The following is a 17430-nucleotide window of genomic DNA, read 5'->3' on the forward strand; positions in this document are numbered from 1 at the left end:
TGTTCAACAATATGAGGAATGAAGCAGGTCTGAAGCAGAGCTGCCCGGCCTTCCTCAAAAGAGCTGGGCGGGGTTGCCGATAGCGTTCCCGTCTTTGGTAGAGCCCGCCGCGCAGCGGATCAGGGCGTGATTTCCGGAGGCTTCCATGCCTGTAGACGTAAACCTGTGGCCGCTGATCGGCGTGCTCATCATCATTGCCGGCTTCGCGCTGCGCTTTAATCCCATGCTGGTGGTCATCGTGACCGCCATCGGCACAGCCTTTGCGGCGGGCTTTCCGCTGGACAAGGTTCTGGCCGCCATCGGGACCGGCTTCATCAAGACCCGCAATCTGCCACTCATCATCTTGCTGCCGCTGGCCGTGATCGGCCTGCTGGAGCGCCATGGCCTGCGTCAGCATGCGCAGAACTGGATCAGCTCCATCAAGTCGGCCACAGCCGGCCGTCTGCTGATCGTCTACCTGGCAGCGCGTCAGCTCACGGCAGCCATCGGCCTGACCAGCCTTGGCGGGCATCCCCAGATGGTGCGTCCGCTGCTGGCTCCCATGGCCGAAGGCGCGACGGAAAACCGCTACGGCAAGCTGTCGGGCAAGGTGCGCGAGAAGCTGCGCGCCTTGTCGGCTGCCACGGACAACGTGGGCCTGTTCTTTGGTGAAGACATCTTTGTGGCCTTCGGCGCGATCGTGCTGATGACCACCTTCCTCAAGGAGGCCGGCATCGAGGTCGAGCCGATTCATGTCGCGCTGTGGGGCATTCCCACGGCCATCTCGGCATTTGCCATCCATGCCTTCCGCCTGCATCGCCTGGACAAGCAGCTGGCGCGTGAAATTGCTGCGGAAAAGAAATCTGCCCAGGGAGAACAGGCATGACCATCACCATTCAATACCTGTACTACCTCGTCGGCCTGGTGCTGGCGGTGACGGCCTTGATGACGCTGCGCGATGGCAGCAACCCGCGCCGTTTCTCGGCTGGCCTGTTCTGGGCGCTGTATGCGCTGGTGTTCCTCGTCGGTGATCTGCTGCCGCCCGTATGGGTGGGAGCGGTCGCGGTCGTCATGGCCCTGATTGCCGGCTTCGGCGGCGTGATGGGCGGCAAGCACCAGCCGCGCACCGATGCGCAGTACCTGGAAAGCGCCAAGCGCCTGGGCAACAAGCTGTTCGTGCCGGCGCTGGCCATCCCGCTGATCACCATGGTGGGCACGCTGTCGGCCAAGCATCTGGTCTTTGGCGGCACTCCCCTGATCGACCCCAAGAACAGCACGCTGGTCAGTCTGGGCATCGGCTGCGTGATCGCGCTGGTGCTGGCCTGCAAGATGACACGCGAGACCCCGGTGCAGGGCCTGCGCGAGTCGCACCGCCTGATCGACGCGCTGGGCTGGGCCCTGGTGCTGCCGCAGATGCTGGGCATGCTGGGTCTGGTGTTCTCGGATGCCGGCGTGGGCAAGGCAGTGGCCTATGTGACCACCACCTACATCAACATGGATGTGCGCTTTGTGGCCGTGGCCGTGTACGTGATCGGCATGGCGCTGTTCACCGTCATCATGGGCAATGGCTTTGCGGCCTTTCCGGTGATGACGGGCGGTGTGGGCGTGCCCGTGCTGGTTGGCGTCTACCATGGTGACCCGGCCGTGATGGCTGCGGTCGGCATGTTGTCGGGCTACTGCGGCACCTTGCTCACACCCATGGCGGCCAACTTCAACCTGGTGCCCGCAGCACTGCTGGAAATTGACAAAAATGCCGTCATCCGTGCGCAGGTTCCCACGGCCATCACGCTGCTGATCGTCAATGTGTTCCTGCTCAACTTCCTGATGTTCCGTTAAGAGAGAGTTGCCATGACTGAGGCTGCCCACCGAATCCTGCTGACCGGCTTCGAGCCCTTCGACAAAGACAGCGTCAACCCCTCGTGGGAAGTGGCGCGAGCGCTGGATGGCGAGCTGATTGCTGATGGCGTGGTGCATGCCGTGCAACTGCCCTGCGTGTTCGGCGCGGCCATGGTTGCGCTCGACGAGGCGCTGGCCAGGCTGCAGCCCACGCTGATCATCAGCCTCGGACTGGCCGGCGGGCGCCGCGAAATCACGCCCGAGCGCGTGGCCATCAATATCGACGATGCCCGCATTCCGGACAACGCTGGCCATCAGCCCGTCGATCAGTCCGTGGTGCGCGACGCGCCCGCGGCCTACTTCTCGACCCTGCCCATCAAGGCCATGGTGCGCCATCTGCGCGATGCGGGCATTCCGGCTTCGGTATCGAACACGGCGGGCACTTTTGTCTGCAACCATGTGTTCTATGCCCTGATGCACAGGCTGTCTCGCCGTGCGGGCCCCGGCGTGCGCGGCGGCTTTATTCACATACCTGCGCTGCCGCAGCAGGCCGCGCGCCAGCCAGGCATGGCCAGCATGGCGCTGGACACACAGATCCAGGGCATACGTACAGCCATTCATACGGCCATGACGGTGCAGCAGGATTTGCTGGAACACGCAGGTCAGCTGCATTGAGGCTGACCGGGAGACGAATGATGAAAATGGATTTGAACAGCGATCTGGGCGAGAGCTTTGGCGCCTGGCGCATGGGCGACGATGCGGCCATGCTGGACATCGTCAGCAGCGCCAATGTGGCTTGCGGCTTTCATGCCGGCGACCCGGCCGGGATGCTGACCACGCTCAGGGCTGCCAAGGCGCGCGGCGTGGTCGTGGGTGCGCATGTGGCCTACCGCGACCTGTCGGGTTTCGGGCGTCGCAACATGGATGTGGCCAGCGGCGATCTGGTGGCCGACGTGATCTACCAGATCGGCGCTCTGCAAGGCCTGGCGCAGGCAGCCGGCACCAGCGTCCAATATGTCAAGCCGCACGGCGCGCTCTACAACACCATTGCCCAGGACAAGCGCCAGGCCATGGATGTGATCAATGCCATCAAGGCCATCAATCCCAAGCTGGTGCTGATGGCTCTGGCAGGTGCGCCCCTGATAGCCTGGGCCCGCGATGCGGGTCTCTGCGTAGTGGCCGAGGCCTTTGCCGATCGCGGATATACGCCCGACGGCGCCCTGGTCTCGCGCCGCGAGCCTGGTGCCGTGCTGCACGACGAAAACCTGATCGCCCAGCGCATGCTGACCCTGGTGCGTGAGGGCGTGATCGAGGCCGTGGACGGCAGCCTGGTGCGCGTGGAGGCAGACTCCATCTGTGTGCACGGCGACAGTCCCGGTGCCGTGGCCATTGCGCGCAACATCCGCCAGCGTTTCGAGCAGGAGGGCGTGCAGATCACCTCCTTTGTGGAAACAGCACCATGAGTTCCATGCGCTTTTTGCCCGTCAACCGCCAGGCCATTCTGGTGGAGTTGGCCGACCTGCAGCAGACGCTGGTGCTGCTGGGTGCCTTGCAGGCCCAACCCATAGAGGGCGTGCAGGAGCTGGTGCCTGCCGCGCGCACCATTCTTGTCCAGTTCGCGCCCCATATCATCGGCGCGGCGCAACTGGTAAGACGCATTGCCGACTGCGATCTCAGCGGCAGCGTGCAGCGCTCGGATGTGCTGGTGCAGATTCCCGTGCGCTATGACGGCGAAGATCTGGCCGAGGTTGCGCAGATACTGGGCATCACAGCCGAGGAAGTGGTGAGCCGCCACACCGGCAGCGAATGGTCGGTGGCCTTCACCGGCTTTGCGCCGGGCTTTGCCTATCTGAGCGGTGGGGATCCCATCTTCAACGTGCCACGCCGTGCCACGCCGCGAACCAAGGTTCCGGCCGGTGCGGTGGCGCTGGCCGGCAGCTTCAGCGCGGTCTATCCACAGGCCAGCCCCGGCGGCTGGCAGATCATCGGCGTGACCGATGCCGCGATGTGGGATCTGGCGCGCGATCTGCCGGCTTTGCTGCAGCCCGGCTACCGCGTGCAGTTTGTCGATGCTGCTACTCAAAAAGTAGCTGCTGGCGATTTCTCTGATTCGATTTCAGATGGAAAAGTATCTGAGACCAAAAGCGAACAGGCGCAAGCAGCTACGAGTTTCAATGGCTGCGCCTTGCGTGTGCGCGCCACGGGTCTGCTCACGCTGTTCCAGGACATGGGTCGCCACGGCCAGGCCGGGCAGGGTGTTTCTGCCTCCGGTGCCATGGATCAGGCGGCGTTCAAGACGGCCAACCGGCTGGTCGGCAATGCCAGCCAGCTGCCGGTGCTGGAGACAGTAGGTGGGGGCCTGTCGCTGCAAAGCGTGGGCGAGAACGTCGTTGCAGTGACGGGCGCGGATGCACCCATCAGCATCACCACGGCCGACGGACGCCGCTGGTCTGCGCCGCGTCATGCCGCGATTGCGCTGGCCGATGGCGACACGCTGAGCCTTGCCCAACCCGTCGCCGGTGCCCGCTGCTATGTGGCGGTGCGCGGCGGCTATGAGGTGGCGCCCGTGCTGGGCAGCGCTTCGACGGACACCCTGGCCCATGTCGGCCCGCCCGCCCTGCACAGCGGCCAGTTGCTGGCGGTGCTTCCGGCAGCCCATGCCGTGGTGGCCGAGCTGGCCCTGCCTGCGCAGGACCTGCCGGCCCCGGACGGCGAGGTGGTGCTGGATGTGGAGCTGGGTCCGCGCACCGACTGGTTCAAGCCCGAGGCCGTGGCCTTGCTGGCCGCCCAGCGCTGGCAGGTCACGCCCCAGTCCAATCGCGTGGGTTTGCGCCTTGCCGGCGAGCAGGCGCTGACGCGCGCCGTGACCAGCGAGCTGCCCAGCGAAGGCACGCCGCTGGGGGCCATCCAGGTCCCCGCCAGCGGCCAGCCCGTGCTGTTTCTGGCCGACCACCCCTTGACCGGTGGCTATCCCGTGATCGGTTGCGTAGCACCCCATCATCTGGACCTTGCGGGGCAGATTCCCGTAGGTGCCTGGATTCGTTTTAACCCTGTTCGTTCTTTTGAAGAACTCACACCCACTTTGTGAGGACCTTCCATGATTACCAAAGTTCTGATTGCCAACCGTGGCGAGATCGCCGTGCGCATCGCGCGAGCCTGCGCGGATTACGGAGTGAAGTCCGTCGCCGTCTATGCCGATGCCGATATCGATGCTCTGCATGTGCGCCGCGCCGATGAAGCCTACGGCCTCGACGGCGACAAGCCCGCCGACACCTATCTGAACATCGCCAAGCTGATTGCGATCGCCAGGCGCTCGGGCGCCGACGCCGTCCATCCCGGCTATGGCTTTCTGTCCGAGAGCGAAGCCTTTGCCCAGGCCGTGCTGGATGCGGGTCTGATCTGGATCGGTCCGCGTCCCGACACCATTGCCAAGCTGGGCGACAAGGTCGAGGCGCGCAAGATTGCGCTGCAGGTCGGAGCGCCGCTGGTGGCTGGCACGCCGGATCCCGTCAAGGATGCCGACGAAGTGCTGGCCTTTGCCCAGCAGCATGGCTTGCCCATCATCATCAAGGCTGCTTTTGGTGGCGGTGGCCGTGGCATGAAGGTCGCCTGGCGCATGGACGAAGTGGCCGAGCTGTATGCCTCTGCCGTGCGCGAGGCCGTGACGGCTTTCGGCCGTGGTGAATGCTTTGTGGAACAGTTCCTCGACAAGCCGCGCCATATCGAGGCGCAGGTGATTGCCGACACGCATGGCAATGTGGTGGTGCTGGGTACGCGCGACTGTTCGCTGCAGCGCCGCAACCAGAAGCTGGTGGAAGAAGCGCCCGCACCCTTCATCACCGAGGCGCAGCGTGAACGCATTCACAGCGCGGCGAAGGCGATCTGTGCGCAAGCCGGCTATGTCAGCGCCGGAACCGTGGAGTTTTTGCTCAGCGGCAACGGTGCCATCTCCTTCCTCGAGGTCAATACCCGCTTGCAGGTCGAGCACACCGTGACCGAGGAAACCACGGGCATCGATCTGGTGCAGGAGCAGTTGCGCGTGGCCGACGGCTTGCCGCTGTCTTTCACGCAGACTCCTGCACCACGGGCTCATTCCATCGAGTTCCGCATCAATGCCGAAGATGTGGGGCGCGGCTTTCTGCCCACACCGGGTCTGATCACGCGCTTTGCCCCTCCTTCGGGGCCGGGCGTGCGACTCGATTCGGGCGTCGAAACCGGTTCGGTGATCCCCGGCACGTTCGACTCCATGATGGCCAAGCTCATCGTCACCGGGGCCACGCGTGAGCAGGCCCTGGCCCGCGCCCGACGTGCGCTGGCCGAGTTCCGCATCGAGGGCGTGGCTTCGGTGCTGCCTTTCCACAAGGCCGTGCTGAATCAGGCCGACTTTGTGGGGACTGCTGGTTTCAATGTCCACACCCGCTGGATCGAGACCGAGTTTGCCGAGCCGCTGGCAGCGGCTGCCCGCGCCGAACCTGTGGCCGATACCAGCCTGCTGCGCACCGCCATCGAGATCGACGGCCGCCGCGTGCAACTGGGCCTGCCCGCCATGCTGCTGCAAGGTCTGTCCGCGCCGACGACTGGCGTGTCTCAGTCCGTCACGCAGCAAAGCGTGGACCCTGAGGCGGTCATCTCGCCGATTGCCGGCAATCTGCATGCCTGGAAGGTCGCCGATGGCGACGAGGTCAAGGAAGGCGATGTGATCGCAGTGATGGAAGCCATGAAAATGGAAATGCAGGTCTCGGCCCACAAGAGCGGTCGTGTCACATTGGCCGCACAGGCAGGCTCTGCACAGACCTTGGGTGCCGTGATCGCGCATATCCGATAGGCATAGCCAGCCCCGCTCGAAGCGCGACCTCTGTGTCGCGCTTTGTCTTTTCTGGCCTTGCTGCGCACAGGCCAAACTCCGCATGTTTGCACCCTGCCGAAAGAGGTTTTTGCCGGGGGTTGACCTTTACATGATGTCAATCTCTACAGTGGCCTTCAACGTGAATGGAGAACGCGATGAATGCACTGACCAAAAGCGGAGCCTTTGAGCTGTCTGTGGAAGGAATGACCTGCGCTTCCTGCGTGGGCCGGGTGGAGCGGGCGCTCAAGAAAGTGCCCGGTGTGCAGGAGGCCGTGGTCAATCTGGCCACGGAAAAAGCCAGCCTTACCGTGGCAGACCCGACCCAGGCATCGGCCATCCTGCCGCAGGCCGTGGCGGCGATTGAAAAAGCGGGCTATGCGGTGCCCGCGCAAAGCGTGGACCTGCAGGTGGGCGGCATGACCTGTGCGTCCTGCGTGGGCCGTGTGGAGCGTGCGCTCAAGAAAGTGCCCGGTGTCCAGAATGCCGTGGTGAATCTTGCGACCGAGCGTGCCAGCGTGCAACTGCAGGGCAGCGTGGATGTGAGCAGCTTGATTGCGGCGATCGAAAAGGCCGGCTATGAAGCTCAACCCGTGCTGCACAACGTTGCCGCAACCGGTGAGGACGCCGCAGCCCAGCGCCAGGCGCAGGAGCGCGAGTCGCTCAAGCGCTCGCTGATCTTTGCGACCGTGTTCGCACTGCCCGTGTTTCTGCTGGAAATGGGCGGTCACATGGTGCCCGCGTTTCACCACTGGATTGCAGGCAGCATCGGCACGCAGAACAGCTGGTACATCCAGTTCGCGTTGACGGCCGTGGTGCTGTTCGGGCCGGGCCGGCGCTTTTTCGAGAAAGGCGTGCCCGCCCTGCTGCGCGCTGCGCCCGATATGAATTCGCTGGTCGCGGTGGGCACCTCGGCGGCATTCGCTTATTCGGTAGTCGCGACCTTTGTGCCGCAATGGCTGCCCGCAGGCACGGTGAATGTGTACTTCGAAGCCGCGGCCGTCATCGTCGCGCTGATCCTGCTGGGCCGCTTTCTGGAGGCGCGTGCCAAGGGCAATACCTCGGAGGCCATTCGCCGCCTGGTGCAGTTGCAGGCCAAGACCGCGCGCGTGCGTCGCGAAGGCCTGGTGCAGGAAATCGATATCGCCCAGGTGCGCGCCGGCGACCTGATCGAAGTGCGGCCGGGCGAGCGTATTCCCGTCGATGGAGAGGTCATCGAAGGCCGCAGCTTTGTCGACGAATCCATGATCAGCGGCGAGCCCGTGCCGGTCGAGAAGGCCGAGGGCGCCGAAGTGGTGGGCGGCACCGTCAATCAGAACGGTGCGCTGGCATTCAGGGCCACCAAGGTGGGCGCCGATACGCTGCTGGCGCAGATCATCCGCATGGTGGAGCAGGCCCAGGGCAGCAAGCTGCCGATCCAGGCGCTGGTGGACAAGATCACCATGTGGTTTGTGCCGGCCGTGATGGCGGCGGCCCTGCTGACTTTTGTGATCTGGCTGATCTGGGGTCCCGATCCCGCGCTGAGCTTTGCCCTGGTCAATGCCGTGGCCGTGCTCATCATTGCCTGCCCCTGCGCCATGGGGCTGGCCACGCCGACTTCCATCATGGTGGGCACCGGCCGTGCCGCACAAATGGGCGTGTTGCTGCGCAAGGGCGAGGCACTGCAGCAGCTCAAGGATGCCAGGGTGGTGGCGGTGGACAAGACCGGCACGCTGACCCGTGGCCGTCCCGAACTCACCGACCTGGTGCTGGCCGATGGTTTTGAACGTGCCGCCGTGCTGGCGCAGGTGGCTGCCGTGGAAGATCGCAGCGAGCATCCGATTGCACGCGCCATTGTCGATGCAGCCAAGGCCGAGGGGCTGGAGGTTCCGGCCATCAGCGACTTCGCATCGGTGACCGGTTTCGGCGTGCGTGCCCTGGTGCTGGGCGACCAGGTGGAGATTGGTGCCGACCGGTTCATGCGCGAACTTGGCCTGAGCGTTGACGGCTTTGCGGCCGAGGCCGAGCGCCTGGGCAGCGAAGGCAAGACGCCGCTGTATGCGGCCATCGGCGGCAAGGTGGCGGCCATGATTGCCGTGGCTGATCCGATCAAGTCCACCACCAAGCCGGCGATCGATGCCTTGCATGCGCTGGGCCTGAAGGTGGCCATGATTACCGGCGACAACCGCCACACGGCCGAGGCGATCGCCAGGCAGCTGGGCATTGATGAGGTGGTGGCAGAAGTGCTGCCCGGCGGCAAGGTCGAGAGCGTGAAGCGCCTCAAGGCTGAGCATGGCACGCTGGCCTATGTGGGCGACGGCATCAACGACGCGCCAGCCCTGGCCGAAGCCGATGTGGGCATTGCCATAGGCACGGGCACCGATATCGCCATCGAGGCGGCCGATGTGGTGCTGATGTCGGGCGATCTCTCGGGCGTGCCGAATGCAATCGCGCTGTCCAAGGCCACCATGAAGAACATTGGCGAGAACCTGTTCTGGGCCTTTGCCTACAACGTGGCGCTGATACCGGTGGCGGCAGGTCTGCTCTATCCGTTCAACGGCATGTTGCTGTCACCGGTGTTTGCGGCCGGAGCCATGGCACTTTCGAGCGTATTCGTGCTCTCCAACGCGCTGCGGCTCAAGCGCTTCAAACCGGCTCTCTGAAAAGAGGGCATGGGGTGGGCGCCGGAAGATGTTCTGACGCTTGCCTCTGACCCGGGGCTATTGCTTGGGCAGTTGCGGCACATCCACAAAATCGTCCAGGCTCAGACCTTTTTCCTGCAGCAGGGCTTCGAGCACGGGTTTGAGCCGGCCCAGGCTGGCTTCCACGGTCTCGCGCACGGTATCGACCACCACCTGGGTGCTGCGCTCGATCTCGATATTGACCAGATCGCCGACCTTCTTGTCGCCGAACACCGTCATGCGCAGGGTTTCGGGAATCAGCCAGACCTCGAACCAGCCCTCCTTGCGATTCACCTCGGCCACCGTCAGGCTGGCGCCGTTGACGGCGATATAGCCCTTGGCAAACACATAGGGGCGAAAGGCCTCGGGAATGCCGAAGCGGATCTTGTGATTGGTCTCGGTCTGCATCACCTCCAGCAGCGGCGCCGTGAAGTCCACATGGCCCGACAGCGGGTGGCCACCGATCTCGGCGCCATCCCTGGCAGCGCGCTCTACATTGAGCGTGTCGCCGGCCTTGTAGCTGCCCAGCGTGGTGATGTTCAGGCTTTGCAGCATCACATCAAAGCTGGCGCTGGTGGGCGAGAGGTTTTCGGTCACCGTCAGGCAGACGCCGTCGTGCGAGACGCTGGCGCCAATGGCCAGGTCCTGGCAGAAGCCTTCGGGGAACTCCATGATGAAGGTGCGCAGGCCGTCCTGGTCGCGCAGCGCGGCAATCTTTGCCACGGCCTGAATGATGCCGGTAAACACGGGGCAGACTCTCTTATCAACAGGCGGGCGCCGGGCGCTGGCCTTGGGTCAAAAAAGCTATTTTGCCTGCTTGCACCTTAACCCGACCAGCGTCTAGGCGAAGGCCGGCCGGCCTTCCCAGAAGCCGCTGATCAGCGCCTCGGGCTTTTTGAGCGCACGCACCCAGGCGCAGTCGGGCCAGGCCTGCATCTGCACATTCATGCCGGCAAACACGCCATAGCCCGGGCCGGCCGCGATCTCGCCATCGGCCTGCAGGGTCTCGCCGCTGCGGATGCTGCAGGTCGCGCGGATATCGCCCTGTGCCTTGATGCCCCAGCCGGCCTGAATATGGTTGCCGCACAGAATGCCGTCGTTGCCGGCAATGCCATGGCCTACATCGAGCAGGCCCTGCACCTCGATGGCGCCGCCTGCCTTCAGGCCCTTGCTGCAGTGCATATCGCCTTGCACCTGCACTTCCTGGCCGATATGGGCATTGCCCTTGAGCTTCACGTGGCTGCCGCCGCGCAGCTCCCAGCCGCAGCGCAGGTCTTCGGCGCGCACCTCGCCTTGCACCTCCACGCTCCAGGCCGCCTTGATGCTGCCGCCGGCCTGGAGCAATTCACCGGCAAAGATGGCGCCGCCGCATTGAATCTCTTCGCCCGCTTCCAGCTTGCCCGCGCGTATGCCGCCGCCCGCCTGCAGGCTGCGACCCACCAGCAGCTGGCCGGGGACGCGCACATCGCCGTGCACGATCAGCGTGCCGGCATAGACGAAGTTGTCGGCCTCCAGGTGCTCGAGCTCCAGCACGCTGTTGGTGGAGCCGAAGTTCTCCAGCAGCCAGCGTGCGTCTTCCACGCGGCCGGCGGCCACCTGGGTGTCCATGGCCGCCTGGTAGTCGCCGCCGGCCAGGTTGTTGCGCACAAACCAGCGGTAGCCCATGGCACATGGGTTTTTGCCGCGCAAGAAATTTTGAGTGAGTTCCATGTCCATGGCTGACCTCCGGATCGTCCTTTGAGCAAGATGCGGTGCGCGTGACAGTGCGGACGCCTTAGACGTGGACGTACCTCTCCCATGCACCAGGGAAATGCTGTTTGGGAAGGCCGTGCGGAGGATGTGAGCTGTGTGCTTCAAGCCTTCCGCACGGCGGCGGAAAGCATGGCCGTGACACCGCTCAGGCTCACGAATGCGGTGGGAATGCCATGGCGGCGGGTGTGCAGCGCACGCAGCACGCAGGCACGCGCGGACAGCTCTGCAGCAAGGGCAGAGCGGCGCAGGCGGGCGGCGGTGGACAGGTGCAGGCAGGCCATGGCTAAGAAGATGACTGAGCCCCGATTATGCCGCGCGGCCCGGGCCGGTGCAGCCGGGCTCCTGTATCTCCGTGATTTCATGGCGCTGTGCATGGCCGGACGCCGCGCAAGGGCCGCCCCGCAGCGTTGGTGCCGTCCCCCTCCGGCGAAGCCAGAGAGGGGGAAGACGCGAAGCGGCACAGGGTGGGCTTTATCTCAGCGGCTTTGCGCGGCGGCCTGACACAGGCGCTCCACGGCCTGCGCGATCTGCGGCACCTCGGGCGCGGCAAACGACATGCGCAGCGTGTGCAGGTCGGGGTCGGCCGGATAGAAGGCCTTGCCAGGCACATAGACCACGCCCTGGGCCACGGCAGCGTCGAAGAGCTTTTGCGGGTCGATGCGGTGGTCCAGCTCGGCCCAGACGAACATGCCGCCCGCGGGACGCGAGCAGCGTATGCCGCTGTCCGGCGCTGCGTTCAGGCCCTGGACCAGTGCCTGCATGCGGCGCTGGTATTCCTGGCGCGCGCGCTGCACGGTGGCCGGGTAGCGCCCGCTGCCCAGATAGCAGGCGGCCACCGACTGCGTCAGCGGCGAGGTGCACAGGTCGGCCGTCTGCTTGGCCACCGTGCAGCGGCGCAGCAGCGGCGCGTCGGCCAGCATCCAGCCCACGCGCAGCGCGGGGGCCACGGTCTTGGACAGGCTGGACAGATAGACGACCGGGTTGCTGCCGCCCGCTGCCAGCCGCTCGCCAGCGGCGCGCACGGTGCCGGGCATGGCCTGGGGGACGTCGCCGGGCTCGTCGAAGCGCAGCTCGCCATAGGGATCGTCCTCGACCACCCAGAAGCCGTGCTGCCTGGCCAGTTGCACCAGAGCCTCGCGGCGCTCGGCCGCCAGCAGCGTGCCGCGCGGGTTGGAGAAGTTCGGCACGGTGTAGAGCAGCTTGGGGCGCTGGCCGGCGGGCAGTGCGGCCAGCAGATCGGCCAGGGCTTCTGTCTGCAGGCCTTGCTCGTCCATGGGAACGGGCAGGATGCGCGCCTGGGCCAGACGCAGGGCCTGCAGCGTGGCGGGATAGGCCGGCACCTCGACCAGCACCGTGTCGCCGGGCTCGACGAGCACGCGCACCAGCAGGTCAAAGGCCTGCTGCGATCCGGTGGTCACGAGTATGTCGGCGGCCGTCGCATGCATGCCGCGCTCGCGCGCCTGCTGCGCCAGGGCCTCGCGCAGCTCGCTCAGGCCTTCGGTGGCGCCATACTGCAGCGCGCCGGGGCCCTGGGCCATGGACTGCTGTGCAGCCTGGGCCAGGCCCTCGGCATCGAAGAGGCTGGGCGATGGATAGCCGCCGGCCAGCGAGATCATGCCGGGGCGCGAGAGGTAAGGAAATAGCTCGCGTATCGGAGACCCCGCAGGCTCGGCAAACACCGCGGCAAAGGGAGCCAGTGCGCTGTCCCGACTCATGCCACAGCTCCCGACAGCATTGCGAGAACCTGAGCCCTGGATTGCTGCTCGGAGGCCTCGTACAGGGCGATCTCGTCATGCACGCGCGCGCCCAGCGCGCTTTCGAAGACCTGCTGCGCGGCATGGGCCTGGTATTGCTTTTGCTCCTCGCCGCCGAGGTTGGACTGGAAGATGCCGGCCGCGCTCACGGGCAGAAAATCTTCATAGGTAATCGGCTCGGCCTGCACCAGACCCCGGTCGATCAGTGCTTCCAGGTCTGCACCGGCAGGGCTTTGGGCAAGCGAGGCCTGAGCCTGCTCGGTCAGGCGGTAGCGGTAGAAGGCCAGACCCTGGCGGCGCAATTGTTCGTGCGTGTCGGGAAACTGCGTGAAGACCTGCTGCAGGCGGTGTGCATAGTCGGGCGCGGCGCTGCCCGCGCTGTCTATGCCGCGCACCAGGCCCAGCAGCTCGTCGTACAGGGCGCGGCCCTTGCGTGTCAGCGCGACACCGCGCTGCTCGATCTCGCCAAAGCGCGCGGTATGGGCGCCGGAACTGTCCGCGGCGTCCGCATCGGTAAAGCGCACGGCCTCCTTGAGTGCCTTGAAGCTGGTCTGGCGCAGCAGGATGGGGCAGGCGCGCTGCGGCGGGCCTTCGACCACGTCCTTGGCATCCATGCCGCGCGCGGGCATATCGGCCTGGGCCATGTCTATGTCCAGCGTGCGTGGCGTCAGATGGTTGATGTGCGGGCCCTTGAAGCACACCACATCGGCCACCAGGCGGTGGGCTTGCTGCAGGGCCTTGTAGGTGGCGGCATCCACAGTGGCGTCGCTGTGCCAGCGGAAGGTCTCCAGGGCCTGCTGCACGAAGGCGTCGGCGTTGCTGCTGTCCAGGCCTCCGTCACGCTCGGCCTGGGCAATGAGCTCCAGTGCGCGTGGCGTGAAGATGCTGCGGCGCTCGAGGATCTCGGCGGCCTGCGCGCGCAGCGCTGCATCGGCAATCAGCTCCAGGCGCAGCAGCGAGGTGAAGACACGAAACGGGTTGGCCAGCAGTGCCTCGTCGTGCACGGGGCGAAAGGCCGTGGAGTGCACGGGAACGCCGGCCACCGAGAGGTCGTAATAGCCCACGGGCTCCATGCCCATCACGGCGAACAGGCGGCGCAGCGTGGCCAGTTCCTCGGCCGTGCCCACGCGGATGGCGCCATGGCGCTCCACATCCAGGCGCTCGAGCTCGCCGCTGCTGTTCATGCGCTGGCGCAGTTCGGGGTCGGCCTGCAGCGCCACGGCGTTGACATCGGCCACCAGGTCGATCAGGGTGCCGTACTGCGGCACTTCCTTGCGGTACATCTCGGACATGGCACGCGAGAAGCGCGTGCGGATCTCGTCGACGCTGACAAAGCGGGCTGCGGTGGAAGAGGCGTGGGGCGTGGCGCTCATGACAAAACAGAAGGGCTGGGGTTCGAGGGATGGCCGCGCCGCTGGCGGGGCCGCAGGAATATGCAGCATGTTCTGCGCCGTCATGACTTTGGTCAAACGATAATCCGGCCTGCAGGTCATACCCGGATGGAATGAACCTGCACCCGAATCCCTCCCACATCCTTGCCGCCATGCAGTTATCCCGTCGCTTTCTGCCCCCCATGTCCCTGCTCTGCGCCTTCGAGGCTTCGGCGCGGCACCAGAGCTTTACTGCGGCGGCCGCCGAGCTGCATCTCACGCAAAGCGCCGTCAGCCGCCAGATCCGCGCGCTGGAGGAGCGCCTGGGCACCGAGCTGTTCGTGCGCGAGCGCCAGACCGTGCGCCTGAGCGCTGCGGGCCAGGCCTATGCGCAGGAGATACGCGCTGCCCTGGCGCGCATCTCCAATGCCACGCTGGGCTTTCGCACCAATCCGCAGGGCGGCAGCCTGAACCTGGCCATCCTGCCGACCTTCGGCACGCGCTGGCTGGCGCCGCGGCTGCCGCAGTTCTTCAGCGCCCATCCGGGCATCACCATCAATCTGACAACGCGGCTGTCGCAGTTCGATTTCCAGCTCGAGGCCGTGGATGCGGCCATTCATTTCGGCTTGCCGAACTGGCCGGGCGCGGAGCTGGAGTTCCTCATGAGCGAGACCGTGGTGCCGGCCTGCAGCCCCGATGTGGCGGCCCGCCATGGCTTTGCCCGGCCCCAGGACCTGCTGCACGCGCCGCTGCTGCATCTGGCGTCGCGCCCCGACGCCTGGCAGCGCTGGTTTGGCAGCCAGGGCTGCCAGGGCGGCGATATGCAGGGCATGCTGTTCGATCAGTTCGCCACGGCGGCGCAGGCCGCGATTGCCGGCGTGGGCGTGGCGCTGCTGCCCAAGTTTCTGATCCTGCGCGAGCTGCAGGCCGGTGATCTGGTCCAGGCTCTGCCGCAGCTGCCCGAGGTGCAAAGCGCCGAGCGCTACTACCTGGCCTGGCCGACCAGCCGCTCTGCCTATCCGCCGTTGCAGGCCTTCCAGGGCTGGCTCAAGCAGGTCGCGCAGGAGTTTGCCTCTTCTGCGCCGCTGTAATGAAAAAAGGAGCTGCTAGCGCAGATCCTTCAATGAGTTCAGCAATGAATATGCCTGAACTTGTTGTTCAACAAGCGCAACCAGCTATCAATAAAGCATGACTTCAGGCGCAGGCTTGCGGTCGTTTCAGCTGTTATAGGCTTCCAGCGGCTTGTCATTGGGCGCTTGCAGCAGCTGCTTGAGCGTCTCGCTCATGGGCAGGTTCAGCGGCATTTCCTTGGGCGGAATGGGCTGCATAAACCATTTGTCGTAGACCTTTGCCACTTCGCCGGACTTCATCATGCGCACCAGGGCATCGTCCACGGCCTTCTTGAAGCCGGGATCGTCCTTGCGCATCAGCAGCGCGATGGGCTCCGATCCCAGCGCCTCGCCCACGATCTTGTAGCCCTTGGGATCCTTGGAGTTGGCGATCACGCCGGCCAGCAGATTGTCGTCAAGCACAAAAGCGTCAGCGCGGCCGGACTCCAGCATCAGAAAGCTCTCGAAATGGTCCTTGCCCAGCTGGGTCGGCAGCTTCACATTGTTGTCATGGCTGTACTTGCGCAGCAACTGCACGGCGGTGGTGCCTGCCGAAGCTGCCACGGTCTTGCCGTCGAGCTGCTTGAACGAGGTCACAGGCGAGTCTGCGCGCACGGCCATGCGCACCTGGCTGACATAGGTGGTGACGGCAAACGAGACCTGCTTCTGGCGGCTGAGGTTGTTGGTCGTGGGGCCGCAGCCCAGATCCACCGTGCCGTTCTGTACCAGTGGCATGGTGTTCTGCGCGGTGATGGCCATGTATTCGATCTTGGCACTGGGCGCGATCTGGGCCAGTACCTTTTCGCACAACTCCACGTGGTAGCCGGTGAAGCGGTGGTTGGCACCTATGGCATAGGCCATGGGGGCCGAGCTTTCGCGCACGCCTATGACCACCTTGCCGGTCTTCTGCAGTTTTTCCAGCGTGCTGCCGGAGGCGGCCATGGCGGCTACAAGGGCGGTACATGCCAGCGTTATGTTCGCGGTCATCAGGCGCATGGGGGAAGTCTCCTCGGGAAGTGGGCGTATCGAAAACGCAATGCAATTGTTGTGCGGTCGTCCATGGTGCCGCGCATTGCCTGCAGCCCATGAATCGGCAAGACCCGTTGCCGGGGCGGCCTGTTTGTCAAGATCCTGCATCAACTATCCGGCAAATGGCAGCGGTTTCATAACGATGAAACGGAAGAAGGTCATGCTTGCGGCGTATGACCCGGCAGCGCGTGTCTAGGTGCGGCAGCCGGCGCGGCAAAGCCATAGCGGGACGGCTGACCGGGCTTTTTGGGTAATATCTGCGCCTGTTGCACAGGCCCGCGCGCATCGCTTGCGGCGCGTCCAGCCTTGTGTCGCCAGGGTCGGCCGTGCTGCTGCCGCCTGGTCAGGCTCCGTTTTCGGTTCGCGCAGCGCAGCCCGCAAGGGCGCCACAGAATGACTCTGCATGCGTGAACCCGTTTTGAGACAGACTCCATGACTGCCAATACCCCCCCCTCATTCCTGAGCCGCATCGCCATCGCGATCGGCAGTTTCTTTGCCATCCTTGGTAACGGCCGTCTGGCCGCCGACGTGAGTCGTGTGCGCGCCGGTGAGGCTTTTGCCGCCGACGTCGCCCCCAGGGAAGTACGCGTGGAAGTGCCGGTCGAGAAGATCGTCGAGGTTCGCGTCGAAGTGCCGGTCGAAAAAATCGTGGAAAAGACCGTCGAGGTTCCGGTCGAGAAGCTGATCGAAAAAACCGTCGAAGTGGAAAAGCGCGTCGCCACCGATAGCGCCGCCCTGCAACTGCTGGGCCTGATGCAGCGCGAGGCCCGTTTTGTGGACTTCATCCAGGAAGACGTCGCGCCCTATACCGATGCCGAGATCGGCGCGGCTGCGCGCGTGGTGCATGAAGGCTGCCGCAAGGTGCTGCGCGAGCATTTCACGCTCTCCCCCGTTTGCAGCGAAGCCGAAGGCTCGCGCATCACTTTGCAGGCCGGTTTTGACGCTGCTGCCGTGCGACTGACGGGCAATGTGGTCGGCCAGCCTCCGTTTACCGGCACGCTGTCCCATCGCGGCTGGCTGGTGACGCAGGTCAAGCTGCCCCAGCTCACCGACATTCAGGCCGCCAAGGTCATCGCCCAAGCCGATGTGGAGCTGTGA

General features: G+C 65.1%; 15 protein-coding genes. 9 read left to right on the forward strand and 6 right to left on the reverse strand.

Annotation, left to right across the window (positions count from 1 at the left end; genetic code table 11):
- Positions 1–145: 145 nt before the first annotated feature.
- From FSY45_RS11430 to FSY45_RS11460, 7 genes are all read left to right on the forward strand, one after another.
- On the forward strand, positions 146–865 hold the full coding sequence (locus FSY45_RS11430; RefSeq protein WP_046461001.1) for a DUF969 domain-containing protein: 720 nt from the start codon (positions 146–148) through the stop codon (positions 863–865).
- Positions 862–1815, forward strand: a complete 954-nt coding sequence (locus tag FSY45_RS11435; protein WP_003074320.1) for a DUF979 domain-containing protein — start codon at positions 862–864, stop codon at positions 1813–1815. The genes FSY45_RS11430 and FSY45_RS11435 overlap by 4 nt, the downstream gene beginning before the upstream one ends.
- 12 nt (positions 1816–1827) lie before the next feature.
- Positions 1828–2490 carry a pyroglutamyl-peptidase I gene (pcp, locus tag FSY45_RS11440; protein WP_046461002.1) on the forward strand — a complete coding sequence of 221 codons (663 nt, stop codon included), beginning with the start codon at positions 1828–1830 and terminating at the stop codon, positions 2488–2490.
- Positions 2491–2510: 20 nt separating this feature from the next.
- On the forward strand, positions 2511–3278 hold the full coding sequence (locus tag FSY45_RS11445) for a LamB/YcsF family protein (RefSeq protein WP_003061781.1): 768 nt from the start codon (positions 2511–2513) through the stop codon (positions 3276–3278).
- A gap of 5 nt (positions 3279–3283) precedes the next feature.
- Positions 3284–4903: an urea amidolyase family protein gene (locus tag FSY45_RS11450; RefSeq protein ID WP_046461003.1), complete on the forward strand. Its 1620-nt coding sequence runs from the start codon at positions 3284–3286 to the stop codon at positions 4901–4903.
- Positions 4904–4915: 12 nt separating this feature from the next.
- Positions 4916–6640 (forward strand): biotin carboxylase N-terminal domain-containing protein, encoded by a 1725-nt coding sequence (locus tag FSY45_RS11455; RefSeq protein ID WP_148748098.1) that lies wholly within the window; start codon positions 4916–4918, stop codon positions 6638–6640.
- Positions 6641–6816: 176 nt separating this feature from the next.
- Entirely contained in the window at positions 6817–9300 is a 2484-nt protein-coding gene (locus FSY45_RS11460; RefSeq protein WP_046461004.1) for a heavy metal translocating P-type ATPase, read from the forward strand.
- Between the two features lie 57 nt (positions 9301–9357).
- Here FSY45_RS11460 and FSY45_RS11465 read toward each other — a convergent pair whose 3' ends face one another.
- From FSY45_RS11465 to FSY45_RS11490, 5 genes are all read right to left on the reverse strand, one after another.
- Entirely contained in the window at positions 9358–10065 is a 708-nt protein-coding gene (locus tag FSY45_RS11465; protein ID WP_012836952.1) for a riboflavin synthase, read from the reverse strand.
- A gap of 93 nt (positions 10066–10158) precedes the next feature.
- Positions 10159–11028, reverse strand: coding sequence for a hypothetical protein (locus tag FSY45_RS11470; RefSeq protein WP_046461116.1), 870 nt, complete (start codon positions 11026–11028; stop codon positions 10159–10161).
- Between the two features lie 143 nt (positions 11029–11171).
- On the reverse strand, positions 11172–11351 hold the full coding sequence (locus tag FSY45_RS11475) for a hypothetical protein (RefSeq protein WP_046461005.1): 180 nt from the start codon (positions 11349–11351) through the stop codon (positions 11172–11174).
- A 195-nt stretch (positions 11352–11546) separates the two neighbouring features.
- Entirely contained in the window at positions 11547–12785 is a 1239-nt protein-coding gene (locus FSY45_RS11485; RefSeq protein WP_046461006.1) for a PLP-dependent aminotransferase family protein, read from the reverse strand.
- On the reverse strand, positions 12782–14197 hold the full coding sequence (locus tag FSY45_RS11490; protein WP_034361363.1) for a VOC family protein: 1416 nt from the start codon (positions 14195–14197) through the stop codon (positions 12782–12784). Before FSY45_RS11490 ends, FSY45_RS11485 begins: the two co-directional genes overlap by 4 nt.
- Before the next feature lie 170 nt (positions 14198–14367).
- Between FSY45_RS11490 and FSY45_RS11495 the strand changes: the two genes are divergently transcribed.
- Entirely contained in the window at positions 14368–15285 is a 918-nt protein-coding gene (locus tag FSY45_RS11495; protein ID WP_046461117.1) for a LysR substrate-binding domain-containing protein, read from the forward strand.
- Between the two features lie 126 nt (positions 15286–15411).
- Here FSY45_RS11495 and FSY45_RS11500 read toward each other — a convergent pair whose 3' ends face one another.
- Positions 15412–16299 carry a transporter substrate-binding domain-containing protein gene (locus FSY45_RS11500; RefSeq protein WP_046461007.1) on the reverse strand — a complete coding sequence of 296 codons (888 nt, stop codon included), beginning with the start codon at positions 16297–16299 and terminating at the stop codon, positions 15412–15414.
- A 465-nt stretch (positions 16300–16764) separates the two neighbouring features.
- Here FSY45_RS11500 and FSY45_RS11505 point away from each other — a divergent pair, with 465 nt between their 5' ends.
- Complete coding sequence (locus FSY45_RS11505; RefSeq protein ID WP_148748082.1) at positions 16765–17430, forward strand: DUF2760 domain-containing protein; 666 nt, start codon at positions 16765–16767, stop codon at positions 17428–17430.

Source organism: Comamonas sp. Z1 (assembly GCF_008121555.1).
GTDB classification, from domain to species: domain Bacteria; phylum Pseudomonadota; class Gammaproteobacteria; order Burkholderiales; family Burkholderiaceae_C; genus Comamonas; species Comamonas thiooxydans.

Excerpts from the sequence above, each read along its gene's own strand:
- FSY45_RS11430 (WP_046461001.1), top strand. The coding sequence starts at position 146 with ATGCCTGTAGACGTAAACCTGTGGCCGCTGATCGGCGTGCTCATCATC.
- FSY45_RS11435 (WP_003074320.1), top strand. The coding sequence starts at position 862 with ATGACCATCACCATTCAATACCTGTACTACCTCGTCGGCCTGGTGCTG.
- pcp (WP_046461002.1), top strand. The coding sequence starts at position 1,828 with ATGACTGAGGCTGCCCACCGAATCCTGCTGACCGGCTTCGAGCCCTTC.
- FSY45_RS11445 (WP_003061781.1), top strand. The coding sequence starts at position 2,511 with ATGAAAATGGATTTGAACAGCGATCTGGGCGAGAGCTTTGGCGCCTGG.
- FSY45_RS11450 (WP_046461003.1), top strand. The coding sequence starts at position 3,284 with ATGCGCTTTTTGCCCGTCAACCGCCAGGCCATTCTGGTGGAGTTGGCC.
- FSY45_RS11460 (WP_046461004.1), top strand. The coding sequence starts at position 6,817 with ATGAATGCACTGACCAAAAGCGGAGCCTTTGAGCTGTCTGTGGAAGGA.
- FSY45_RS11470 (WP_046461116.1), bottom strand. The coding sequence starts at position 11,028 with ATGGAACTCACTCAAAATTTCTTGCGCGGCAAAAACCCATGTGCCATG.
- FSY45_RS11475 (WP_046461005.1), bottom strand. The coding sequence starts at position 11,351 with ATGGCCTGCCTGCACCTGTCCACCGCCGCCCGCCTGCGCCGCTCTGCC.
- FSY45_RS11485 (WP_046461006.1), bottom strand. The coding sequence starts at position 12,785 with ATGAGTCGGGACAGCGCACTGGCTCCCTTTGCCGCGGTGTTTGCCGAG.
- FSY45_RS11490 (WP_034361363.1), bottom strand. The coding sequence starts at position 14,197 with ATGAGCGCCACGCCCCACGCCTCTTCCACCGCAGCCCGCTTTGTCAGC.
- FSY45_RS11495 (WP_046461117.1), top strand. The coding sequence starts at position 14,368 with ATGCAGTTATCCCGTCGCTTTCTGCCCCCCATGTCCCTGCTCTGCGCC.
- FSY45_RS11500 (WP_046461007.1), bottom strand. The coding sequence starts at position 16,299 with ATGCGCCTGATGACCGCGAACATAACGCTGGCATGTACCGCCCTTGTA.
- FSY45_RS11505 (WP_148748082.1), top strand. The coding sequence starts at position 16,765 with ATGACTGCCAATACCCCCCCCTCATTCCTGAGCCGCATCGCCATCGCG.